The 22693-nt window shown below is 42.6% G+C and carries 39 protein-coding genes; 38 read left to right on the top strand and 1 reads right to left on the bottom strand.

Annotation, left to right across the window (positions count from 1 at the left end):
- Positions 1–72 precede the first annotated feature (72 nt).
- Positions 73–834: a DeoR/GlpR family DNA-binding transcription regulator gene (locus ANCC_RS15860; protein ID WP_006568472.1), complete on the bottom strand. Its 762-nt coding sequence runs from the start codon at positions 832–834 to the stop codon at positions 73–75.
- A 216-nt stretch (positions 835–1050) separates the two neighbouring features.
- Here ANCC_RS15860 and hxlB point away from each other — a divergent pair, with 216 nt between their 5' ends.
- The 38 genes from hxlB to ANCC_RS15670 all read left to right on the top strand — a co-directional run bounded on the left by hxlB (position 1051) and on the right by ANCC_RS15670 (position 22576).
- A complete protein-coding gene (hxlB, locus tag ANCC_RS15855; RefSeq protein ID WP_006568473.1) occupies positions 1051–1614 on the top strand; it encodes a 6-phospho-3-hexuloisomerase in 564 nt (187 codons plus the stop codon).
- 43 nt (positions 1615–1657) lie between these two features.
- Positions 1658–2653, top strand: coding sequence for a dihydroxyacetone kinase subunit DhaK (locus ANCC_RS15850; RefSeq protein ID WP_039946954.1), 996 nt, complete (start codon positions 1658–1660; stop codon positions 2651–2653).
- A gap of 40 nt (positions 2654–2693) precedes the next feature.
- The gene (gene hxlA, locus ANCC_RS15845; RefSeq protein ID WP_006568475.1) at positions 2694–3320 is read left to right on the top strand and encodes a 3-hexulose-6-phosphate synthase; all 627 of its coding nucleotides are present in this window, start codon (positions 2694–2696) and stop codon (positions 3318–3320) included.
- Between the two features lie 27 nt (positions 3321–3347).
- Positions 3348–3989, top strand: a complete 642-nt coding sequence (gene dhaL, locus ANCC_RS15840) for a dihydroxyacetone kinase subunit DhaL (protein WP_006568476.1) — start codon at positions 3348–3350, stop codon at positions 3987–3989.
- Positions 3990–4175: 186 nt separating this feature from the next.
- Entirely contained in the window at positions 4176–5120 is a 945-nt protein-coding gene (locus tag ANCC_RS15835; protein WP_006568478.1) for an aldo/keto reductase, read from the top strand.
- Between the two features lie 226 nt (positions 5121–5346).
- Positions 5347–5649 carry a nucleotidyltransferase family protein gene (locus ANCC_RS15830; RefSeq protein ID WP_006568480.1) on the top strand — a complete coding sequence of 101 codons (303 nt, stop codon included), beginning with the start codon at positions 5347–5349 and terminating at the stop codon, positions 5647–5649.
- The gene (locus tag ANCC_RS15825) at positions 5636–6025 is read left to right on the top strand and encodes an HI0074 family nucleotidyltransferase substrate-binding subunit (RefSeq protein WP_006568481.1); all 390 of its coding nucleotides are present in this window, start codon (positions 5636–5638) and stop codon (positions 6023–6025) included. The genes ANCC_RS15830 and ANCC_RS15825 overlap by 14 nt, the downstream gene beginning before the upstream one ends.
- 350 nt (positions 6026–6375) lie before the next feature.
- Positions 6376–6696, top strand: coding sequence for a 30S ribosomal protein S10 (rpsJ, locus tag ANCC_RS15820; protein ID WP_009289945.1), 321 nt, complete (start codon positions 6376–6378; stop codon positions 6694–6696).
- A 118-nt stretch (positions 6697–6814) separates the two neighbouring features.
- Positions 6815–7444: a 50S ribosomal protein L3 gene (gene rplC, locus ANCC_RS15815; RefSeq protein WP_006568485.1), complete on the top strand. Its 630-nt coding sequence runs from the start codon at positions 6815–6817 to the stop codon at positions 7442–7444.
- A gap of 23 nt (positions 7445–7467) precedes the next feature.
- A complete protein-coding gene (gene rplD / locus ANCC_RS15810) occupies positions 7468–8088 on the top strand; it encodes a 50S ribosomal protein L4 (protein WP_006568486.1) in 621 nt (206 codons plus the stop codon).
- Entirely contained in the window at positions 8088–8387 is a 300-nt protein-coding gene (gene rplW, locus ANCC_RS15805; protein ID WP_006568487.1) for a 50S ribosomal protein L23, read from the top strand. Before rplD ends, rplW begins: the two co-directional genes overlap by 1 nt.
- 190 nt (positions 8388–8577) lie before the next feature.
- Positions 8578–9420 (top strand): 50S ribosomal protein L2, encoded by an 843-nt coding sequence (gene rplB, locus ANCC_RS15800; RefSeq protein ID WP_022260817.1) that lies wholly within the window; start codon positions 8578–8580, stop codon positions 9418–9420.
- 16 nt (positions 9421–9436) lie between these two features.
- Positions 9437–9718, top strand: coding sequence for a 30S ribosomal protein S19 (rpsS, locus tag ANCC_RS15795; protein WP_006568489.1), 282 nt, complete (start codon positions 9437–9439; stop codon positions 9716–9718).
- 33 nt (positions 9719–9751) lie between these two features.
- Positions 9752–10141, top strand: a complete 390-nt coding sequence (gene rplV / locus ANCC_RS15790) for a 50S ribosomal protein L22 (protein ID WP_006568490.1) — start codon at positions 9752–9754, stop codon at positions 10139–10141.
- Positions 10142–10153: 12 nt separating this feature from the next.
- Complete coding sequence (gene rpsC / locus ANCC_RS15785; RefSeq protein ID WP_006568491.1) at positions 10154–10810, top strand: 30S ribosomal protein S3; 657 nt, start codon at positions 10154–10156, stop codon at positions 10808–10810.
- On the top strand, positions 10810–11247 hold the full coding sequence (gene rplP / locus ANCC_RS15780) for a 50S ribosomal protein L16 (RefSeq protein ID WP_006568492.1): 438 nt from the start codon (positions 10810–10812) through the stop codon (positions 11245–11247). The genes rpsC and rplP overlap by 1 nt, the downstream gene beginning before the upstream one ends.
- Positions 11237–11440, top strand: a complete 204-nt coding sequence (gene rpmC / locus ANCC_RS15775; protein ID WP_006568493.1) for a 50S ribosomal protein L29 — start codon at positions 11237–11239, stop codon at positions 11438–11440. The genes rplP and rpmC overlap by 11 nt, the downstream gene beginning before the upstream one ends.
- Before the next feature lie 20 nt (positions 11441–11460).
- Positions 11461–11715, top strand: a complete 255-nt coding sequence (rpsQ, locus tag ANCC_RS15770) for a 30S ribosomal protein S17 (protein WP_006568494.1) — start codon at positions 11461–11463, stop codon at positions 11713–11715.
- A gap of 29 nt (positions 11716–11744) precedes the next feature.
- Positions 11745–12113: a 50S ribosomal protein L14 gene (gene rplN, locus ANCC_RS15765; protein WP_006568495.1), complete on the top strand. Its 369-nt coding sequence runs from the start codon at positions 11745–11747 to the stop codon at positions 12111–12113.
- 12 nt (positions 12114–12125) lie between these two features.
- A complete protein-coding gene (rplX, locus tag ANCC_RS15760; protein ID WP_006568496.1) occupies positions 12126–12437 on the top strand; it encodes a 50S ribosomal protein L24 in 312 nt (103 codons plus the stop codon).
- Positions 12438–12460: 23 nt separating this feature from the next.
- The gene (gene rplE, locus ANCC_RS15755) at positions 12461–13000 is read left to right on the top strand and encodes a 50S ribosomal protein L5 (protein WP_009289943.1); all 540 of its coding nucleotides are present in this window, start codon (positions 12461–12463) and stop codon (positions 12998–13000) included.
- A gap of 14 nt (positions 13001–13014) precedes the next feature.
- The gene (locus ANCC_RS15750) at positions 13015–13200 is read left to right on the top strand and encodes a type Z 30S ribosomal protein S14 (RefSeq protein ID WP_006568498.1); all 186 of its coding nucleotides are present in this window, start codon (positions 13015–13017) and stop codon (positions 13198–13200) included.
- 23 nt (positions 13201–13223) lie between these two features.
- On the top strand, positions 13224–13625 hold the full coding sequence (gene rpsH, locus ANCC_RS15745; RefSeq protein ID WP_006568499.1) for a 30S ribosomal protein S8: 402 nt from the start codon (positions 13224–13226) through the stop codon (positions 13623–13625).
- Between the two features lie 259 nt (positions 13626–13884).
- The gene (rplF, locus tag ANCC_RS15740; protein WP_006568500.1) at positions 13885–14427 is read left to right on the top strand and encodes a 50S ribosomal protein L6; all 543 of its coding nucleotides are present in this window, start codon (positions 13885–13887) and stop codon (positions 14425–14427) included.
- A gap of 14 nt (positions 14428–14441) precedes the next feature.
- Positions 14442–14810: a 50S ribosomal protein L18 gene (gene rplR / locus ANCC_RS15735; protein WP_006568501.1), complete on the top strand. Its 369-nt coding sequence runs from the start codon at positions 14442–14444 to the stop codon at positions 14808–14810.
- A gap of 14 nt (positions 14811–14824) precedes the next feature.
- A complete protein-coding gene (gene rpsE, locus ANCC_RS15730; RefSeq protein WP_006568502.1) occupies positions 14825–15334 on the top strand; it encodes a 30S ribosomal protein S5 in 510 nt (169 codons plus the stop codon).
- Between the two features lie 13 nt (positions 15335–15347).
- Complete coding sequence (rpmD, locus tag ANCC_RS15725; RefSeq protein WP_009289941.1) at positions 15348–15530, top strand: 50S ribosomal protein L30; 183 nt, start codon at positions 15348–15350, stop codon at positions 15528–15530.
- 23 nt (positions 15531–15553) lie between these two features.
- Positions 15554–15997, top strand: a complete 444-nt coding sequence (gene rplO / locus ANCC_RS15720) for a 50S ribosomal protein L15 (protein WP_006568504.1) — start codon at positions 15554–15556, stop codon at positions 15995–15997.
- A 1-nt stretch (position 15998) separates the two neighbouring features.
- Entirely contained in the window at positions 15999–17315 is a 1317-nt protein-coding gene (gene secY / locus ANCC_RS15715; RefSeq protein ID WP_006568505.1) for a preprotein translocase subunit SecY, read from the top strand.
- A 66-nt stretch (positions 17316–17381) separates the two neighbouring features.
- Complete coding sequence (locus ANCC_RS15710; RefSeq protein WP_006568506.1) at positions 17382–18026, top strand: adenylate kinase; 645 nt, start codon at positions 17382–17384, stop codon at positions 18024–18026.
- 7 nt (positions 18027–18033) lie between these two features.
- Complete coding sequence (gene map / locus ANCC_RS15705) at positions 18034–18789, top strand: type I methionyl aminopeptidase (protein WP_006568507.1); 756 nt, start codon at positions 18034–18036, stop codon at positions 18787–18789.
- Positions 18790–18806: 17 nt separating this feature from the next.
- Complete coding sequence (gene infA, locus ANCC_RS15700) at positions 18807–19025, top strand: translation initiation factor IF-1 (RefSeq protein WP_006568508.1); 219 nt, start codon at positions 18807–18809, stop codon at positions 19023–19025.
- A 71-nt stretch (positions 19026–19096) separates the two neighbouring features.
- Complete coding sequence (rpmJ, locus tag ANCC_RS15695) at positions 19097–19210, top strand: 50S ribosomal protein L36 (protein ID WP_024729360.1); 114 nt, start codon at positions 19097–19099, stop codon at positions 19208–19210.
- 245 nt (positions 19211–19455) lie between these two features.
- Complete coding sequence (rpsM, locus tag ANCC_RS15690; protein ID WP_006568509.1) at positions 19456–19824, top strand: 30S ribosomal protein S13; 369 nt, start codon at positions 19456–19458, stop codon at positions 19822–19824.
- Between the two features lie 134 nt (positions 19825–19958).
- Positions 19959–20351, top strand: coding sequence for a 30S ribosomal protein S11 (gene rpsK, locus ANCC_RS15685; protein WP_006568510.1), 393 nt, complete (start codon positions 19959–19961; stop codon positions 20349–20351).
- Between the two features lie 19 nt (positions 20352–20370).
- Positions 20371–20964 carry a 30S ribosomal protein S4 gene (gene rpsD / locus ANCC_RS15680; protein WP_006568511.1) on the top strand — a complete coding sequence of 198 codons (594 nt, stop codon included), beginning with the start codon at positions 20371–20373 and terminating at the stop codon, positions 20962–20964.
- 45 nt (positions 20965–21009) lie between these two features.
- Positions 21010–21966, top strand: coding sequence for a DNA-directed RNA polymerase subunit alpha (locus ANCC_RS15675; RefSeq protein WP_006568512.1), 957 nt, complete (start codon positions 21010–21012; stop codon positions 21964–21966).
- A gap of 73 nt (positions 21967–22039) precedes the next feature.
- Positions 22040–22576 (top strand): bL17 family ribosomal protein, encoded by a 537-nt coding sequence (locus ANCC_RS15670; RefSeq protein ID WP_006568513.1) that lies wholly within the window; start codon positions 22040–22042, stop codon positions 22574–22576.
- The last annotated feature ends 117 nt before the right edge of the window (positions 22577–22693 follow it).

The following is a 22693-nucleotide window of genomic DNA, read 5'->3' as shown; positions in this document are numbered from 1 at the left end:
ATTAAACGAACAAAAAATCTCCGCAAAAGGATTCACTGCCTTTTGCGGAGATTTTTTGTTTCAAAGCAGTCTTCACACCAGGACTACATCGGTCATTTCCTGTATATTGCTCAGGACATCTCCGGGAATGTCGTTGTCGATGATCAGATGGTCAATATCATGCCAGCTTGTGTACTGTATGAGGGAAGATGCCTGAGCCTTGGAGCTGTCAGCGATCACTACATTGGTTCTGGCATTGGGTATGATGGCCTGTTTCGTCTGGGCGTCCTGAAAATCGGATACGGCCGGCCCTTTGTGCTGCTCAAAGCCGTTGGTGCCGAGGAATGCAATGTCGACCTTGAGAGAATTAATCAGGCTCGTGGCCTGGAATCCTTCGGCTGCCATACTGTTGGGATTCAGCATGCCTCCGGTGAGGATGACCTTGTTGCTGCTGTGTACCAAAGCATATGCGGCTTCCAGGGAAGTGGTCACGATGGTGTAGCCTGACTTTTTGCTGAGCATCCCGGCCAGGCAGAAGATCGTACTTCCGGAGTCCAGGAATATGACATTGCCGTCACCGATAAATTCCATTGCCCGTTCGCAGAGTTTTTCTTTTAATGGAAGCTTTTCCCGCACCCTGGATTCCCATGGAAGCGGCTGCAGTTCATAGACAGAAGTTGCGCCGCCGTGACTTTTTTTTACCGCTCCTATTTCATTTAAATGAAGTAAATCCCGCCGTATCGTTTCCCTGGATACCTGAAACTGCTTGGCCAGCTGGCTGATCTTTACGCTTCCATTGCTGTTTAATAATCTTATAATTTCTTTATGGCGTTCTGCCGCGATTAATTTGCCCATCCTGTATCTCCTTCGTGAATCAAGCTGTTTTAAGCATAGTTTACTTCATTTTTAAGTGAAAGTCAAATTTATACAGCACAAAATCATGCAAAACTCCAAAAAAAGCAAAATATTATGTTGACATTATTGGATTATGAATCTATAATGAAAGCATAAAGCAACAAAACGCCACAATATAAAAACATATTGCCACATAACAAGAAGAAGGAGAATAGGATGGAAGCAGTCAATTTAAAGATCATCACGGACGAACTTTCAAAGTTTTCAGGAATGGTTAAAGAAGAAGAAATCCAGGGTTTGGCAGATGAAATTAAGAAAGCAAATAAAATCTTTTTGGCAGGAGCAGGGCGTTCCGGGCTGGCAGCCAGAGGATTTACCAACCGTTTGCTGCATATGGGATTTGATGTACACTTTGTGGGAGAGATCTCCTGCCCGCCGATCAAAGAAGGAGATCTGATCATACTCGGATCCGGTTCCGGAACAACACAGAGCCTGATCGTTATGGGAGAAAAAGCAAAGAAGGTAGGGGCAAGGATTGCAACCGTTACTATGTTCCCGACTCATACCATCGGAGAGATGGCAGACGTTATCGTGACAGTTCCCGGCTCTACACCGAAGAAGGCAGAAGGAGAAAAGAACCTGGCAGAGTCCAATCAGCCGATGGGAAATCTGTTCGAGCAGATGAGCTGGCTGACCTATGACAGTATCATCATGAATCTGATGAGCGATCTTGGGCAGACAAGCGAAGAAATGATGGGAAGACATACAAACTTAGAATAAAAATTGTCCAGTTCATTTTGAAACTCAAAGAGGAGGAAAAGAATTGCAGAGATTTGTAAATAATCCGGATTATGTTGTTGAGGATATGCTGAAAGGCTTCTTGAAAGCCCATGATGATCTGATTGTAAAGAATGAAACAAATGACAGGGTAGTTCAGTATAAAAATACGCCGGTAGAAGGTAAAGTAGGTCTGGTAACCGGAGGCGGAAGCGGCCATGAGCCCGCATTCCTTGGTTATGTGGGAGAAAATATGATGGATGCGGTAGCTGTCGGAGAGGTGTTTTCATCTCCGTCTGCCCAGGCATTTTATGATGCATTTATGGCGGCAGACTCAGGAAAAGGTGTCGCATGCCTGTTTGGTAACTACGCCGGGGACAACATGAATGTAAAAATGGCAATCCGCAAAGCAAAAAAACAGGGAGTCACTGTAAAATATGTGACTGCGACAGACGATGTGGCATCTTCCCCGAAAGAGACAAAGGAAAAACGCCATGGAATCGCAGGCGGTGTCTTCATGTGGAAAACTGCGGGAGCGAAGGCTGCCATGGGAGCTGATCTGGATGAAGTGATCGAACTGGCTCAGAAAGCAGTGGACAACACCAGAAGTATCTGTGTGGGACTCAGTCCATGCGCAATACCGGCTGTGGGCCATCCGAACTTTGATATTAAAGAAGGCGATATGGAATTCGGAATCGGACATCACGGAGAACCGGGGATCAACGTTCAGAAACTAAAGCCTGCCAAAGAGATCGCAAAGGATATGGCAAAGGCAGTGATCGATGATCTGGAACCGGAAAACGGTGCTGAAGTGGCAGTGCTCTTATCCGGTCTGGGAGCAACACCGATCATGGAATTATACGTACTCTATGATGAAATTGAAGCGTATCTTAAGGATCAGGGACTTTCTATTTATAAGGTGCTGATCGGAGATTATGTGACATCACTGGATATGAATGGTGCGGCACTTACGGTTATGAAGCTTGATGAAGAGTTAAAAGAGCTTCTGGACTATGATGCCAAAGCGCCTGGTTTAAAATAAGTCATTGACAACATTATTTAGATAGGAAAGGAACCTGATTATGAAATTACAGTTAGCTTTAGACGAAATGCCGTTAGTAGATGCCTTGAGATTTGCAGATAAGGTTGCAGAACACGTTGATATCATTGAAATTGGAACGCCGTTTGTCATGGATGAGGGAATGCGCGGAGTGCGTGAATTCCACCGTTTCTTCCCGGATAAAGAAATTCTTGCAGACTTAAAGATCATGGACGGCGGATACCTGGAAGCAAGCTATGCATATGAAGCCGGTGCAGCTTATGCGACAATCCTTGGAGTATCTGACAATCTGACGATCGAAGGGGCTCTAAAGGCTGCCAGAGATTATGAGAGAAAGCTTGTTGTGGATATGATCTGTGTAGAAGACCTTCCGAACAGAATTGCAAAGATGGAAGAGATCGGAGTCGATATTTTAGCAGTTCACACCGGAGCTGACCAGCAGGCGGCAGGCAGAGAGCCGATTCAGGATCTTCAGGTTATGACTGAGCATGCAAAAAAAGCTCAGATTGCCGTAGCCGGAGGAATCAACAGTAAGACCATCGGCAAATATGTGGCATTAAAACCGGAGATCATTATTGTAGGATCAGCAATCGGCCATGCGGATGATCCGGTAGCGGAAGCAAAAGCAATCAAAGACGCAATGCTGTAAAATACATAAGTAGTGAGGTAAAGTACTATGGCTAGTTTTAAAAATGCAGATGCAGGTATTATTGTAGACCAGCTGATCAAGACCATTCAGGAGCAGAGAGATTATCTGAGCGAAATTGACGGGAAGATCGGCGACGGTGATCATGGTATTAACATGAACAAAGGGTTTACGATGTGCGAAGATAAACTCAAGGGAAAGACTTATAACCTGAGTGAAGGTTTATCGATCCTTGGGGAGACTCTTCTCGACGATATCGGCGGGTCCATGGGACCGCTGTACGGCATGCTGTTTGATGAGATGGCAATGGCCTGTGAAGACTCTGAGGAGATTGACGCCGAGGTGTTTGGCGAGATGGTTACCAACGCTGTGGAAGGCCTGCAGGAGATCAGTCCTGCGAAGGTGGGTGATAAATCTCTGATCGATACATTGGTTCCGGCCAAGGAAGCTTTTATCGCAGCAAAAGAAGAAGGGAAAGAGTTTGCGCAGTGCCTGGAGGCAATGAATGAGGCTGCCGAAAAAGGGTGGCAGTCTACAAAAGATCTCGTGGCAAAGATCGGACGGGCAAGCCGTCTGGGAGAACGGTCCAGAGGAGTTCTGGATGCAGGAGCCACAAGCTGTTATTTCATTGTGACGGGTATCGGCAAAGCGGCAATCGGGCTGCTCAAATAAATCTGTCTGAGATACACTATGTGAGAGATTGAGGGATTTCTTATTCAGGAAAGGCTGTCATGCCGGGAAACCGGCGGGCGGCCTTTTTGCAGCAGATTATAATAGATCTGCTGACTGCAATAAGTTATACTATTTATAGACCTAATAACCAAATATCATATATATGTGGGATAAGGAGGAAATCAAATGATACCAACAAGAAAATTGAGCAACGGTGTAGAGATGCCGTACCTGGGGTTTGGGACGTGGAAGCTGAAAGGTGAGGAGTGCTCTCAGATGGTGAAATATGCGCTGGACACAGGTTACACAGCGATTGATACGGCGCAGGTTTACTTAAATGAAGAGGCGGTCGGAGAGGGAATCCGCCGTTCCGGCAGGAAGAGAGAAGAGTTCTTTGTAACTTCAAAGGTGAGAAACCGTTTTCAGGGTTATGATAATACTTTATATGCCGTTGAGGCGTCTCTTAAGAGGTTTGGTTTAGAACAGCTGGATCTGTTTCTGGTTCACTGGCCCGGAGAGGACATGTACGTCCCTACATGGAAAGCTCTGGTCCGCATGTATGAGGAAGGGCTGCTCCGGGCAGTGGGAGCAAGCAATTTTTATCCGGAGCATCTGGAAACCTGTGCCCAGGAAACAGGCGTTATGCCGTTGGTAGATCAGATCGAGATGCATCCTTATTTTCAGCCGTACGAGATCGTTGAATACTGCAGAAGTCATGATATCTTTCCGGTTGCGTGGAGTCCGCTTATGGCAGGGGGAGAGAGCAGAAAGGACGCAAAGACTGCAAAAGCCGGTGAGACAGGAGTACAATTAAAAAGCCCGATGGAAGACCCGGTGATTCTAAAGATTGCAGAGAATCATGAAAAGACTCCTGCACAGGTGATCCTGCACTGGCTTGTGCAAAATGAATTCGGTGTGATACCGAAATCCTCAAATGAGGGAAGAATCAGGCAGAACATGGAGATCTTTGATTTCCGGCTGACGGATGAAGAGATGAAACAGATGCAGAAGCTTACCGAAAAGCAGATCCGGGTGGGAGACGATCCGAGAACCTACCGGTTCCCTCTTCTGGATGAGATGATCGCGGCAGGGAAAGAGCCGGAGAGAGACAGATTCGGAAATTACATGTGACATTTTCTTCATGATTTCCGTTCGGCTCTTAGAATGTCTTACTCCAATCATGAAGAAAATGGACGTAAAATAATGTAGGCAGAAGGACGGCACAGCCCGTCCTTCTTTTTTTGAGTTGTTAACTGCAGACTGCGAAGTGCAGAAATCAAAATCGTTAAATTGCATTCCTCAAATATATATGCTACATTAGTGGAAAAAGAGAAGACCATAAATAGGAATCACATACATGGATATAATGAAAATAAGCGGTATAAAGAAAAAAGTATTAGAAGAGATCAGACAATTAGCAGTGGATTACAATGTTCAAAAAGTAATCTTGTTTGGATCGCGTGCCCGTGGAGATTATCATGAGAGAAGTGATATTGACCTGGCAGTATTGGGTGGAGATACAAATAACTTTGCACTGGCAGTGGATGAGGAGACTTCTACGCTGCTGATGTATGATATCGTAGATTTAAGTCTGCCGGTACAGGAGGAACTAAAAGATAGGATTTATCAGGAAGGGATCGTGATCTATGAAAAAATTTGAAAACTTCTGTAAAGCGTTGGACAATCTTGAAGACATTTATAAATATGAAGAACCCTATGACAATGTCGTATTGACTGGACTGGTGGCGCTTTATGAAATTTGTTTTGAACAGTCTTGGAAGGCAGTCAAGGAAGTTTTATCTGAAAATGGAATAGAAGAGGCAGCCACAGGGTCACCCCGCAGTATTATAAAACTTGCTTATAGTGTGAATTTAATAAAAGATCAGGAAGTCTGGCTGGAGGCTCTGGTATCCGGAAACAATGTTGCTCATGCATATAATCAGGCGATTGCCATGGATATTGTAAAGAAGACCAAAGAACGGTATGTCGTCATGTTTCGGGAACTCAGATCGGAAATCAAAGAAAACTGGTTCTGATATTTGACCGTGTTTCTTCTATAATATATGTTTTTATTTTTGTTTCCTGAAAAAAACAAAAAAATCCCTTGCAATGGGAAAGAATATAAGATATAATCAAATCGTTGTGACCTTGATAGCGGTGAAGCGAGAGGTTGCTGTACCGGCAAAAGCCGGCGCAGGTTTTCCGTGGAGCGAATGTCAAGTTGTTAAAACTGGCGACAAGTCACTGTACGAATATTACAATCTATTTTTAATATTTAAAGATAGAGACGCAGTGTGTAAATCTTACGATACACACGGAGGAGTGTACAGTCACCACTTGTCGTGCTACAAGAAATTTATAGTGCGAAAAGGAGGCGGCTTTTTTTATGGCAGCAAGTCAAGTAATGAGAATTACATTAAAAGCGTATGATCATCAATTAATCGATGCATCAGCAAAGAGTATCATCGAAACAGTAAAGAAAACAGGATCTAAGGTGAGCGGACCGGTACCGATGCCGACAAAGAAGGAAGTAGTTACCATCATCCGTGCAGTACACAAGTACAAAGATTCCAGAGAACAGTTCGAGCAGAGAACTCACAAGAGATTGATTGACATCATCACACCAACACAGAAGACAGTCGATGCATTATCTAAGTTAGAAGTACCGGCTGGTGTTTACATCGATATCAAGATGAAAACAAAATAGGAAGTTATCCCGCAGGGTTATGAACAAATAAGGAATCCCCTTAAGCTTTCATAGCGTCTAGGATGATTTTAACGTCAAGCGTTATAATCCGCTGTAGATTAAATAGGAGGAAATATCAATGAAAAAAGCGATTTTAACAACAAAAGTCGGAATGACTCAGATCTTTAACGAAGACGGAGTTTTAACACCGGTTACTGTACTGCAGGCTGGGCCTTGTGTCGTTACTCAGGTAAAGACAGAAGAAAACGATGGCTACGAAGCAGTTCAGGTCGGATTTGCAGATAAGAAAGAAAAGTCTGTAAACAAACCGGAGAAGGGACACTTCGACAAAGCAGGTGTTGCACCTAAAAAATTCGTGAGAGAATTCAAATTTGAAAATGCTTCTGAATACACAGTAGGTCAGGAAATCAAAGCTGACATTTTTGAAGCAGGAGATAAAATCGATGCAACTGCTACATCCAAAGGTAAAGGATATGCAGGTGGTATCAAACGTCACGGTTTAAGTACTGGTCCTAAGACACATGGTTCTAAGTATCACCGTCATGCAGGTTCCAATGGTATGGCTTCTGATCCGAGCAAAGTTTTCAAAGGGAAGAAAATGCCGGGACAGATGGGTTCTGAAAGAGTTACCATCCAGAATCTGGAAGTAGTAAAGGTTGATGCAGAAAATAACATTATTTTGGTAAAAGGTGCTGTACCAGGACCTAAGAAATCTTTAGTAATGTTAAAAGAATCAGTGAAGGCGTAGGCCTAGGGAAGGAGGACAATCAGATGGCAGAAGTATCTGTGTTAAACATGGAAGGAAATGAAGTTGAGAAATTAAATCTTAACGACGGCATCTTCGGTGTTGAAATAAATGAGCATTTAGTGCATTTGGCAGTTGTAAGCCAGTTAGCAAATAACCGTCAGGGTACACAGAGCGCGAAGACACGTTCAGAAGTACGCGGCGGCGGAAGAAAACCTTGGAGACAGAAGGGTACCGGTCATGCAAGACAGGGATCTATCAGAGCTCCGCAGTGGACAGGCGGAGGAGTTGTATTTGCTCCGAAACCGAGAGAATATTCTAAGAAGTTAAATAAGAAGGAAAGAAGATTAGCTCTGAAATCCGCATTAACTTCCAGAGTCAATGAAAATAAGTTCATCGTAGTAGATGAGTTCAAATTTGACGATGTAAAGACAAAGAATGTTGCAAACATGTTAAACAACTTAAATGTAAAAAAAGCGTTGGTTATCATGGGAGATAAGAACGACAACTTAATCTTATCCGCAAGAAACATTCCTGGAGTAAAAACTGCTCTCACAAGCACCATCAACGTATATGATATCTTAAAATATGATACCGTTGTTGTTTCTAAAGAAGCAGTAGCAAATATCGAGGAGGTGTACGCATAATGGCAGACATCAAATATTATGACGTTATTTTAAAGCCGATTGTAACTGAAAAAAGTATGAATGCAATGGCAGAGAAAAAATACACTTTCTTAGTTCATCCGACTGCAACAAAATCTCAGATTAAAGAAGCAGTGGAAAAGATGTTCGAAGGAACAAAGGTTGCCAAAGTCAACACAATGAACTGCGACGGAAAGACAAAAAGACGTGGAATGACTTTTGGAAAGACCGCTAAGACAAAGAAAGCGATCGTACAGTTGACAGAAGAAAGCGCAGATATCGAGATTTTTGAGGGGTTATAGGCATTGAGCACTTAGAGAGTGCAAGTGAAAGCGCAGCATGAGCTTAGTGCGAAAGCCGTTACCGAGACTCAGTGAAGCCGAGCCGCAGGCGAAAGCTGAACGCTAGTCGAGTGTAACTACCTTAATATATTTTATTGAATCTATACGCAACAAAAGCGTGATATTAAATTGGAATTGAAAGGAGAAAGACATGGGAATCAAGACATATAACCCATATACACCTTCCAGAAGACATATGACCGGGTTAGATTTTACAGATGTGACAAAGAGCACACCGGAAAAATCTCTGACAACTTCTTTAAAGAAGACAGCCGGCCGTAATAATCAGGGTAAAATTACAGTAAGACACCGCGGAGGCGGAGTCAGAAGAAAATATAGAATTATCGACTTCAAGAGAAGAAAAGATGGTATTCCGGCAACAGTAACAGCTATCGAATACGATCCGAACAGAACAGCAAACATCGCACTGCTCACATACGCAGACGGTGAAAAAGCTTATATCATCGCTCCGAACAAATTAGCTGTAGGTGCTACAGTTATGAACGGTCCGGACGCTGAGATCAAAGTTGGAAACTGCTTACCGATGGCAAACATCCCGGTAGGTACAGAAATTCACAATATCGAAATGTATCCTGGAAAAGGCGGACAGTTAGTTCGTTCCGCAGGTAACTCCGCTCAGCTTATGGCGAAAGAAGGAAAGTATGCAACCCTTCGTCTTCCGTCAGGAGAGATGAGAATGGTTCCTGTTGTGTGCAGAGCTACGATCGGCCAGGTTGGAAACATCGAACATGACCTCGTAAACATCGGTAAAGCGGGACGTAAACGCCATATGGGATTCCGTCCTACAGTCCGCGGTTCTGTTATGAACCCTAATGACCATCCGCACGGTGGTGGTGAAGGTAAGACTGGTATCGGCCGTCCGGGTCCATGTACACCTTGGGGTAAACCGGCACTTGGTTTGAAGACACGCAAGAAACACAAACAGTCTAACAAGATGATCATTAGAAGAAGAGACGGTAAAAACGTTAAATAGTTTAAGGAGGTAACTTATGGCTCGCTCACTGAAAAAAGGACCATTTGCGGATGCAAGCTTATTGAAAAAAGTTGATGCAATGAACGAAGCTGGAGACAAAAATGTCATCAAGACATGGTCCCGCCGTTCCACAATCTTCCCATCCTTTGTAGGGCATACAATTGCCGTACATGACGGAAGGAAGCATGTGCCTGTATATATAACAGAAGATATGGTTGGACACAAACTCGGAGAGTTTGTTGCGACCAGAACATTCCGTGGTCATACAAAAGCAGAAAAGAAATCAGGAATCAGATAATCGATAGAGGAACGGAAGGAGGTTTCACAATCCATGGCTAAGAAATACAGCAGATCTCAGTACAAAAAAGAAAGAAATGCACAAAAAGATACGAGACCCAGCGCTACCTTATCCAATGCCAGAGTGTCTGTTACTAAGGCATGTTTCGTATTGGATGCGATCAGAGGAAAGAGCGTTCAGGAAGCACTTGGTATCTTATTATATAACCCAAGATACGCATCTAGTTTAATCGAAAAATTATTAAAGTCTGCAATTGCCAATGCAGAAAATAATAATGGAATGAATCCGGAAAACCTTTATGTTGCAGAGTGTTATGCAAACAAGGGACCAACAATGAAAAGAGTTAAACCTCGGGCACAGGGAAGGGCATACAGAATCGAACACCGTATGAGCCATATCACTGTTGTGCTTGACGAAAGATAGAAGGAGGCAATAATGGGACAGAAAGTTAATCCTCATGGTTTAAGAGTTGGTATTATCAAAGACTGGGATTCCAGATGGTATGCAGAAGGCAATTTTGCAGATAACCTGGTTGAAGATGATAAGATCAGAAAATATGTAAAGAAAAAATTATACAATGCAGGAATCTCCAGAATCGAAATCGAGAGAGCTTCCGACAGAGTAAAATTGATCGTTTATACAGCAAAACCTGGAGTAGTGATCGGAAAAGGCGGATCTGCCATTGAAGAACTGAAAAAAGAACTCCAGAAGATGACAGACAAGAAGCTGTTAATCGACGTAAAAGAAGTAAAAAGACCGGACAAAGACGCACAGTTAGTTGCAGAAAATATCGCACAGCAGTTAGAGAACCGTATCTCTTTCAGAAGAGCTATGAAGTCCTGCATGCAGAGAACGATGAGATCCGGAGCACAGGGAATTAAAACATCCGTTTCAGGACGTTTAGGCGGAGCTGATATGGCCCGTACAGAATTCTACAGCGAGGGAACAATTCCTCTGCAGACACTCCGTGCAGACATCGATTATGGATTTGCTGAAGCAGACACAACTTATGGTAAAGTCGGAGTTAAGACTTGGATTTACCATGGTGAAGTTCTTCCGACGAAAGAAAAGCAGGAAGGGGGAAATAAATAATGTTAATGCCTAAGAGAGTAAAACGCCGTAAACAGTTCCGCGGAAGCATGCGCGGAAAAGCGACTCGCGGTAATAAAATCACTTACGGAGAATTCGGTATCGTGGCAACAGAGCCGGCTTGGATCAGATCCAACCAGATCGAGGCAGCCCGTGTCGCTATGACCCGTTACATCAAGCGTGGTGGTAAGGTTTGGATTAAGATTTTCCCTGATAAGCCAGTGACAGCACAGCCTGCTGAAACTCGAATGGGTAAAGGTAAAGGTAACTTGGAATACTGGGTAGCAGTTGTAAAACCAGGACGCGTTATGTTTGAGATTTCTGGTGTAAGTGAAGAAGTTGCAAGAGAAGCTTTACGTCTTGCTGTTCATAAACTACCTGTTAAGTGTAAAATTGTTTCTCGTGAAGCTTTAGAAGGCGGTGACAACAGTGAAAACTAAAGAATTTGTAAAAGAGTTAAATAATAAATCTATTGATGAATTAAACAAAGAGCTAGTAGCTGCGAAAAAAGAATTATTCAACTTGAGATTCCAGAATGCAACAAATCAACTTGAGAACACAAGCAGAATCAAAGAAGTTAGAAGAAACATCGCTCGTATCCAGGGAGCGATTACAGCAAAGGCTAACGCTTAAATCGAAAGGAGGAATTTGTTGTGGAAAGAAATTTGAGAAAAACCCGTGTCGGGAAAGTTGTAAGCGACAAGATGGATAAGACAATCGTAGTTGCAATCGAAGATAATGTAAAACATCCATTATATAAGAAAATCGTGAAGAGAACTTACAAGTTAAAAGCTCATGATGAAAATAATGAATGCCGTATCGGAGACAGAGTTAAAGTTATGGAAACAAGACCTCTCTCTAAGGACAAGAGATGGAGACTTGTGGAAGTAGTCGAAAAAGCGAAATAGGATTGTTCCATTAGGAAAGGAGAAACAGCATGATTCAACAGGAGTCAAGACTTAGAGTGGCTGACAACACTGGAGCAAAAGAAATCCTTTGCATCAGAGTGTTAGGTGGATCCACTAGAAGATATGCTAACATCGGCGATATTATTGTAGCTACGGTCAAAGATGCAACACCAGGTGGCGTTGTAAAAAAAGGTGATGTAGTAAGAGCCGTTGTTGTTCGTACGAAAAAAGGTGCCCGCCGTAAAGACGGATCTTATATTAGATTTGATGAGAACGCTGCAGTTATTATCAAAGAGGATATGAACCCGAGAGGAACTCGTATCTTTGGACCAGTGGCAAGAGAGCTCAGAGACAAAAAATTCATGAAGATTGTTTCATTAGCACCAGAAGTATTATAAGGAGGAAACACTGTGTCAGGAATTAGAATTAAAAAAGGCGATCTTGTAAAAGTCATCGCTGGAAAAGATAAGGGTAAAGAAGGCAAAGTTGTTGCAATCGACCACAAGAAGAATACTGTCATCGTTGAAGGTGCTAATATGCTTACTAAACATACCAAACCAAGCGTACAGAACCAGCAGGGCGGTATTGTGACAGAAGAAGGCCCGATCCATATTTCCAACGTAATGTTCGTTCATAACGGAAAAGCTACAAAGATCGGCTACAAAGTAGAAGACGGTAAAAAAGTCCGTGTTGCAAAGGCAACCGGAGATGTGATTGATTAATAAAGAGAGGAGGTTTCGGACAGTTGAGTAGATTAAAAGAACAGTATACCAACGAAATCATGGAAGCCATGATGAAGAAATTCGGATATAAAAATATTATGCAGGTACCAAAGCTCGAGAAGATCGTGATCAACATGGGCGTTGGTGAAGCAAAAGAAAATAAAAAGCTCTTAGATGCTGCTGTTGCAGATATGGAAACGATCTCCGGACAGAAAGCGATCGTAACCAAGGCAAGAAAATCTGTTGCTAACTTCAAGTTAAGAGAAGGAATGCCGATCGGATGCAAGGTTACATTAAGAGGCGAGAGAATGTACGAGTTTGCTGATCGTCTGATCAACCTGGCACTGCCTCGTGTACGTGACTTCAGGGGTGTAAGCCAGAACTCTTTTGATGGAAGAGGAAACTACGCATTAGGAATCAAAGAACAGTTAATTTTCCCGGAAATTGAATACGACAAAGTGGATAAAGTCAGAGGTATGGATGTGATTTTCGTTACAACAGCCAACACAGACGAAGAAGCTCGTGAATTATTAACTTTATTTGGTATGCCGTTTAAGAAATAGTTAGGAGGGTTCCCATGGCTAGAAAGTCAATGGTATTAAAGCAACAGAGAAAACAGAAGTTTTCAACAAGAGAATATAGCCGTTGTAGGATTTGTGGACGTCCACATGCTTACTTGAGAAAATACGGAATCTGCAGAATCTGCTTCCGTGAGTTAGCGTACAAAGGACAGATTCCAGGCGTGAAAAAGGCCAGCTGGTAAGAATAGGGAAGGAGGAACAAACAATGACAATGAGCGATCCGATTGCAGATATGCTTACAAGAATCCGTAATGCAAACACTGCGAAACATGATACCGTAGAAATTCCTGCTTCTAAGATGAAGGTTGCGATTGCTGAAATCCTTTTAAAAGAAGGTTTCATCAAAGCATTCGACATTAAAGAAGAAGGTGCATATAACAACATCGTTATCACATTAAAGTACGGCCAGGATAAGAGTGAAAAGATCATTACAGGTCTTAAGAGAATCTCTAAACCAGGACTCCGTGTATATGCCAACTCAGAAGAACTTCCTAAAGTATTAGGCGGACTTGGAGTGGCAATCATTTCAACAAACAAAGGTGTTCTTACAGACAAAGAAGCAAGAAAAGAACACGTAGGCGGAGAAGTACTTGCGTTTGTATGGTGACCTAGAGCACTTAGCGAAGTCAAGCGTCAGCGCAGACTGAGGTTAGTGTGAAGGTCGTTCGGAGGAACTTAATGAGGGCGAGCTGCAGGCGAAGGCCGAATTTAGTGAACCGAACTTCCTTACAAAAGGCTTGCGTAAGCTTCAAACAAATTTTTTAACTTGAATTTATCTTATTGTTAAACTTTATACTATATAATAAAACGAATTCTGAAAACAGAAAGGACGCCCAGTCCTTTCCGACAATTTAAGGAGGTAACCTATGTCTCGTATAGGTAGATTGCCAATCGATATCCCTCAGGGAGTTGAGGTTAAGATTGAAGAAGGAAACAAAGTGACTGTAAAAGGTCCTAAAGGAACACTGGAAAAGAATCTTCCGGTGGAAATGGAAATTAAATTAGAAGACAACCAGATCGTGGTATCCAGACCGAATGACTTAAAGAAGATGAAATCCTTACACGGGTTGACCAGATCTTTGATCGCCAACATGGTGACTGGAGTGTCTCAGGGATATGAAAAGAAGCTTGAAATCAACGGTGTTGGTTACAGAGCACAGAAAAAAGGAAAAGAAATCACTTTCAACCTTGGATTTTCACATCCGGTAGCAATGACAGATCCAGAAGGCATCGAAACTGAAATGGACGGTCAGAATATCATTATCGTTAAAGGTATTGATAAAGAAAAAGTTGGACAGTACGCTGCGGAAATCAGAGAATTAAGAAAACCTGAGCCTTACAAAGGAAAAGGTATTAAATATGCTGATGAAGTTATCAGACGTAAAGTCGGTAAGACTGGTGCGAAGTAAAGGAGTGAGATAGGATGATTAAAAAACAGTCAAGAAGCAAAGTTCGTGCGAAAAAACATTTAAAGCTTCGTAATCATATTAGCGGAACAGCGGAGAAACCGCGTTTAAGCGTATTCAGAAGCAATAATCATATGTACGCTCAGATCATTGATGACACCGTTGGAAATACTTTAGTATCAGCATCCACTTTACAGAAAGACGTAAAAGCTGATTTGGAGAAGACTGACGATGTAAAAGCGGCAGCTCACTTAGGAAAAGTGATTGCTGAGAGAGCAGTTGCAAAAGGTATCTCCACCGTTGTTTTTGACAGAGGCGGATTTATTTATCAGGGAAAAGTAAAAGCATTAGCAGACGCAGCACGTGAAGCTGGTCTTAAATTCTAACAGGAGGAAATCAAATGAAGCGTACAATGATCGACCCTAGCCAGTTAGAGCTGGAAGAAAAAGTTGTATCTATCAAACGTGTTACCAAAGTAGTAAAAGGTGGACGTAATTTCAGATTCGCAGCATTAGTTGTTGTTGGAGATAAGAACGGACACGTTGGTGCAGGATTAGGAAAAGCAATGGAAATTCCAGAAGCGATCCGCAAAGGAAGAGAAGCGGCTGCTAAGAAATTAGTGGAAGTACCGATTGACGAAAAAGGAAGTACACCGCATGATTTTACAGGTAAATTCGGAAGTGCGTCTGTATTATTAAAGACATCTCCGGAAGGTACCGGAATCATCGCAGGAGGACCTTCCCGTGACGTATTGGAGCTTGCAGGATACAAGAATATCCGTTCTAAATCTTTAGGATCCAACAACAAGCAGAACGTTGTTCTCGCTACGATCGAAGGACTTAAAAACTTAAAAACTCCAGAAGAAGTAGCAAAGCTTCGCGGAAAATCTGTAGAAGAGCTCTTAGGTTAGGAGGAACATGAAAATGGCAGATAAATTAAAAATTACTTTAGTAAAATCTACAATCGGTGCCATTCCAAAGCATAGAAAAACAGTGGAAGCTTTAGGACTCAAGAAGTTAAACAAAACTGTTGAAATGCCGGATAATGCAAGTGTCAGGGGAATGATTCATCAGGTTCAGCATTTAGTAAAAGTAGAAGAAATTTAATTGTAGATTAGGAGGTGCGAAGGATGGAATTATCAAACTTACGCCCTGCAGACGGATCTAAGCACAGCGACAACTTCAGAAGAGGTCGCGGACATGGTTCAGGAAATGGAAAAACTGCAGGTAAAGGACATAAAGGACAGAAAGCCCGTTCCGGCGGCGGAGTAAGACCGGGATTTGAAGGCGGACAGATGCCTTTATACAGACGTATTCCAAAGAGAGGCTTCACTTGCATTAACTCTAAAGAAATCATTGGAATCAACGTATCAGCATTAGAAAGATTTGAAGACGGAGCCGAAGTTTCTGTTGAGACTTTAGTAGAAGCGGGAATCGTTTCTAATCCGAAAGACGGAGTCAAAATCTTAGGCAGTGGAGAACTCACAAAGAAACTTACAGTAAAAGCAAATGCTTTCAGTGCAGGGGCAAAAGAAAAGATCGAAGCTCTTGGAGGAAAAGCCGAGGTGATTTAGTATGGCGAATGCATTGACAAATGCGTTTAAAAACAAAGAACTAAGGAAAAAGCTTGCGTTTACGGTGATCATTCTGATCGTCGTGCGCTTCGGGTCACAACTGCCGATTCCAGGAATCGATACTGCCCAGGTGACTGCATATTTAAAGAGTACATTGGGAGATTCATTCAATCTCCTGAACTCTTTTACCGGCGGGTCCTTTTTGCAGATGTCTGTATTTGCACTGAGTGTTACGCCATATATTACATCTTCCATCATCATGCAGCTGATGACGATCGCTATCCCTGCATTGGAGGAGATGCAGAAAGACGGCGAAGATGGAAGAAAGAAAATAGCTAAGATTACGAGATACGTTACGGTTGTATTAGGACTCATTGAGTCCGCCGGTATGACCATAGGTTTCAGCCGCAGCGGTGCGCTGGGACCGGAACACACAAATTTTACCATTGTAACGATGATCATTGCCCTGACAGCGGGTGCGATCCTCGTTATGTGGCTTGGTGAGCGTATCACGGAAAATGGTATTGGAAACGGTATTTCTATCATCCTGTTGATCAACATCGTATCAGGAATGCCGAAAGATTTTTATGCGCTCTATAATCAGTTTATGAAAGGCAAACAGATCGGACCGGCACTGATTGCCGGATGTGTGATCGCAGCCGTTGTGCTGTTCACTGTCGTGTTCGTTATCATTCTTTCAGACGCTGAACGCCATATTCCGGTACAGTATTCAAAAAAAGTTCAGGGAAGGAAAATGGTCGGCGGCCAGTCAAGCCATATTCCGCTGAAAGTGAATACAGCCGGAGTTATCCCGATTATCTTCGCCTCATCTATCATGCAGTTCCCGCTGATTATTCAGCAGCTGTTTAAGTATGAGAGCAATGGATTTATGGGAAAGGTTCTGCACAGTTTAAGTTCGTCCACATGGTTTGACGCAAATCATCCGAAGAGATCGCTGGGTCTTCTTATATATATTGTACTTGTTGTTATTTTTGCATATTTCTATACATCGATTACTTTTAATCCTCTGGAAATTTCAAATAACATGAAGAAACAGGGAGGATTTGTACCGGGTATCCGTCCGGGCAAACCGACAGTAGATTATTTAAACAAGATCTTAAAATATATTATTTTTATAGGTGCAGCTGGACTAACAATTGTAGCAGTCATTCCGTTTTTCTTTAACGGTGTATTTAGTGCTCAGGTTTCTTTTGGCGGAACTTCTATCATCATCGTGGTTGGAGTCATATTAGAGACGATCAAGCAGATTAAATCTCAATTGTTAGTGCAAAACTATACTGGTTTTTTAAATGACTAATGTGCGATAAGCTGTAGGGAATTCTACAGCTTATTTGTGCATTACATAATGTAAGGAGGATTCATTATGAAGATTATTATGTTGGGGGCTCCAGGAGCAGGAAAGGGAACTCAGGCAAAGCAGATTGCAGAGCAGTATAACATTCCGCATATTTCGACCGGTGACATTTTCAGGGCGAATATCAAGAATGGAACCGAGCTTGGCAAAAAAGCCAAAGAGTATATGGACCAGGGACTGCTGGTTCCGGATGAGCTGGTAGTTGATCTTGTGGTTGACAGGATTGAGAAAGACGACTGCCAAAAGGGCTTCATTTTAGATGGATTCCCAAGGACGATTCCTCAGGCAGAAGCGTTGGATGCGGCTCTCGCCGCAAAAGATATGAAAATTGATTATGCGCTGGATATCGAGGTTCCCGATGAGAATATCATCGACCGGATGTCCGGAAGACGTTCCTGCAGGGAATGCGGTGCGATCTTCCACGCAAAATATAATCCTCCGAAATCAGAAGGAATCTGTGATATATGCAGCGGCGAGCTGATCCTCCGAGATGACGACAAGGAAGAGACAGTGAAGAAAAGGCTGGATGTTTATCACGAACAGACCGCACCGCTGATTTCTCACTATAAGAGTGCAGGCAGCCTGCATGAGATCGACGGCACAAGGCACATTGATGTAGTATTTGATGAGATCAAAAGCATTTTAGAGGCATAAGATTAACATGGCAGTGACGATCAAATCAAAAAAAGAAATCGAACAAATGAGAGAGGCCGGTAAGATCTTGGAAGAGACGCATGACCGTTTGGCCGAGATCATCAAACCGGGAATTTCTACTTTAGAGATTGACCAGTTCGGGGAAAAGATCATAAGGGAATACGGGTGTATTCCTTCTTTTCTGAATTACAATGGTTACCCGGCATCCATCTGTGTGTCTGTCAATGACGAAGTGGTCCACGGCATCCCAAAGAAGGAGCGGATTTTAAAGGACGGAGATATTGTCAGCCTGGATGCAGGGGTCATCTATCAGGGATACCACTCTGACGCCGCCAGGACCTATGGCGTCGGGGAGATCTCAGAGGAAGCAGCCCGCCTGATCAGGGTCACAAAGGAAAGCTTTTTTGAAGGTATGAAGTTTGCCAAAGAAGGGAATCATCTATTTGACATTTCCGAGGCAATTCAGAGATACGTAGAGAATAATGGCTATTCTGTGGTGAGAGACCTGGTGGGCCATGGGATCGGAACTCATCTCCATGAGGACCCCCAGATCCCAAACTTCAAGGAACGAAGAAAAGGCATGAAGCTCAGGGCAGGAATGACACTGGCTGTAGAACCGATGGTGAACGCCGGAACATGGAAAGTGGAATGGCTTTCTGATGACTGGACCGTTGTAACGGCAGACGGAAGCCTTGCCGCCCATTATGAAAATACAATCTTAATAACCGAAGATGGTTACGAATTATTATCATTATCAAAGTAGAAAAAGGAGTCGGAAAAATGGCAAAGTCAGAAGCAATTGAAGTAGAAGGAATCGTATTGGAGAAACTGCCGAATGCGATGTTTAAGGTAGAGATCGAGGGAGGACATGTGATTTTGGCACATATCAGCGGAAAGCTCAGAATGAATTACATCAAGATCCTTCCGGGTGACAAGGTTACTCTTGCACTTTCTCCGTATGACCTGTCAAAGGGAAGAATTATTTGGAGAGATAAATAAGAAAAGCCTTGAAAATCAGATAGCATGATGATATAATTGAATCCGAACGTTTTGAGAAAGGAGAATTACAAGTGAAAGTTAGAGCATCTGTAAAACCTATGTGTGAAAAATGCAAGGTAATTAGAAGAAAAGGTTCTGTCAGAGTGATCTGTGAGAATCCGAAGCACAAACAGAGACAGGGATAATTTCTATTTCACGTAGCAAGGATTCCTATCTTTGTTCTTTGTGTGTTTATATTACTGTATCCAAGGTACCATACAGTAATACTTTTTGTTAGGCGGCTGCAGTATGGAACGCAGATTCCATGCTGATATTTATATAGATAAAATCGTAGTCAGGCTAGAGACATATATATCATTTCACCGTACGCGGATATATGGATTGCCCCTGAACAACATTAAAATGAATAATTTTTGGAGGAAGAAAAAACATGGCTCGTATTTCAGGTGTTGATTTACCAAGAGAAAAACGTGTGGAGATTGGACTTACCTATATTTATGGAATCGGTCTTACAAGCTCTAAACGTATTTTATCAGAAGCAAATGTAAACCCGGATACTCGTGTACGTGACCTGACAGATGATGAAGTTCGCAGAATCAGCGAAGTTATCTCTGAGTCACAGACAGTAGAGGGAGACTTAAGAAGAGAAATCGCTCTTAATATCAAGAGATTAAAAGAAATAGGATCTTACAGAGGAAAACGCCATAGACAGGGACTGCCTTGCCGTGGACAGAAGACAAAGACAAATGCCAGAACATGTAAAGGTCCTAAGAAAACTGTTGCAAACAAGAAAAAATAACAGCTTACACATGGGCCATCATATCTTTGATGGTATACTTTGGACGGAAACACATGACACGCCCCGTTGGGTTGTCAGGTTTTCTGGCTGTTTAGTGGATATGGTTTAGTTTAAAGAAAGGTAAAGAGTTAATTATGGCTAAAGTTACAAAAAAAGCGGCTAAAAAACGTGTGAAAAAGAATGTTCAGCACGGACAGGCACACATTCAGTCATCTTTTAATAATACAATCGTTACATTAACTGATGCTCAGGGAAATGCTCTTTCTTGGGCCAGTGCAGGTGGATTAGGATTCAGAGGATCCAAAAAATCTACTCCTTATGCGGCACAGATGGCTGCTGAGACAGCGACAAAAGCAGCATTAGTACACGGTTTGAAAACAGTGGACGTTATGGTGAAAGGACCGGGATCAGGAAGAGAAGCAGCAATTCGTGCTTTATCAGCTGCTGGTCTGGAAGTTACAAGCATCAAAGATGTAACACCGGTACCTCACAATGGATGTCGCCCACCAAAACGCAGAAGAGTTTAATTTAGGAGGAATTTGAAAGATGGCAATTGACAGAACTCCAGTCTTAAAAAGATGTAGATCCTTAGGCCTCGATCCTGTATTTTTAGGAATCGACAAAAAGTCTAACAGAACCTCAACAAGAGGAAATAGAAAAAAGAGTGAGTACGGACTTCAGCTCCGTGAAAAACAGAAAGCGAAGTTTATCTACGGTGTATTAGAAAAACCGTTCAGAAATTACTACGCAAAAGCAGAAAAAATGAAAGGTCAGACAGGTGTAAACCTTATGACACTTCTGGAACTGAGACTTGACAATGTATTATTCCGTCTCGGATTCGGAAGAACAAGAAAAGAATGCAGACAGATCGTTGACCACAAGCATGTGCTTGTAAACGGCAAAACTGTCAACATCCCTTCTTACAGAGTATCAGTAGGTGATGTGATTGAGATCAAAGAAAACCACAAAACTTCTCCTAGATACAAAGAAATCTTAGAAGTAACCGGCGGAAGAATGGTTCCTTCTTGGTTAGAAGCAAACCAGGAAGCACTGAGCGGAACTGTAAAGGAATTACCTGCAAGAGAAGAGATCGACGTTCCTGTAAATGAGACACTGATCGTCGAGTTATATTCTAAATAATCGTAATAACCCTCAACAAATTCCTAACCCAGAAGGAGGGCTTAAATGTTTGAATTTGAAAAGCCAAATATTGAGATTAGTGAGATTTCTGAAGATAACCGTTTCGGGCGTTTTGTAGTCGAGCCGTTAGTGCGCGGCTACGGAACGACACTCGGAAATTCCTTAAGGAGGATCATGCTCTCATCTCTGCCGGGCGCTGCAGTCAGTGCTGTAAAGATCAAAGGTGTACTGCATGAGTTCAGTTCCGTTCCGGGAGTGAAAGAGGATGTCCCTGAGATCATCATGAACATCAAGTCCCTGGCGATTAAGAATAACAGTTCTACGGACGAACCAAAACAGGCCTTTATTGAGTGCTCCGGAAGCGGTGTCGTGACTGCCGGTGACATCAAGGCTGACAGTGATATCGAGATTTTAAATCCTGATATGGTCATCGCGACATTGAGCGGAGATGACGCACATCTGGATATGGAACTTACGATCACAAAAGGCCGCGGTTATGTCGGTGCCGACAAAGCAGACAAGGAAGGCAACTCTATCGATGAGATTGCAGTCGATGCAATCTATACTCCGGTAGAGCGTGTGAATCTAAAGGTGGAAAATACCCGTGTGGGACAGGTGACAGACTACGATAAACTTACTTTGGATGTCTTTACAAACGGAACCCTTTCACCGGACGAGGCGGTCAGCCTCGCTGCCAAAGTATTGTGCGAACATCTGAACCTGTTCGTAGATCTCTCCGAGAATGCCAAGACAGCAGAAGTCATGGTTGAAAAGGAAGATGACGAGAAAGAAAAGGTTCTGGAGATGAGCATTGATGAACTGGAATTATCCGTTCGCTCTTATAACTGCCTGAAGAGAGCAGGAATCAATACTGTGGAAGAACTGACCAACAAGACTTCAGAAGATATGATGAAGGTCCGCAACTTAGGACGTAAATCATTGGAAGAAGTTCTAGCGAAATTAAATGAACTTGGATTGGCATTAAATTCAGGGGATGAATAAGAAATCATAAAAAGACCCGCCTAGGCTGAAGGTATGAAGTAAGCATGGCGAAAAATCACAGGAGGTCATTATAATGGCAAAGTACAGAAAATTAGGAAGAACATCTTCTCAGAGAAAAGCATTACTGCGTTCACAGGTAACAGATCTTTTATACAGAGGCAAGATTGTTACGACTGAAGCAAAGGCAAAAGAGATCCGCAAGATCGCTGAGAAACTGATTGCAATGGCAGTCAGAGAAAAAGACAACTTTGAGACAGTCACTGTTGACGCTAAAGTAGCAAAGAAAGACAGCGACGGAAAACGTGTCAAAGAAGTTGTTGACGGAAAGAAAGTTACTGTATACGAGACAGTGAAAAAAGAGATCACAAAGGATATGCCTTCCCGTCTTCATGCAAGAAGACAGATGTTAAAGGTATTATACCCGGTGAAGGAAGTTCCGACAGAGCTTGCAGGCAAAAAAGCCAATACAAAGACTGTTGATCTTACAGAAAAGTTATTTAACGAATATGCACCGAAGTATGCCGATAGAAATGGTGGGTATACAAGGATCGTAAAGATCGCACAGCGTAAAGGTGACGGTGCCTTAGAAGTATTGATCGAATTAGTATAATAAGAGCCATATTTTGAAAAAGAAGCAGATTTTATCCTGCTTCTTTTTTTGCCATGAATTTTGGGCCGGAGACGCTTTCTCTGAATGCTCAGCACCATCACAGAAAAACCGGATGAA

The sequence above is a fragment of the Anaerostipes caccae L1-92 genome (assembly GCF_014467075.1).
GTDB lineage: Bacteria > Bacillota > Clostridia > Lachnospirales > Lachnospiraceae > Anaerostipes > Anaerostipes caccae.
The sequence above is the reverse complement of the archived record's forward strand: the minus strand, read 5'-3'. Positions and strand labels throughout refer to the sequence as shown.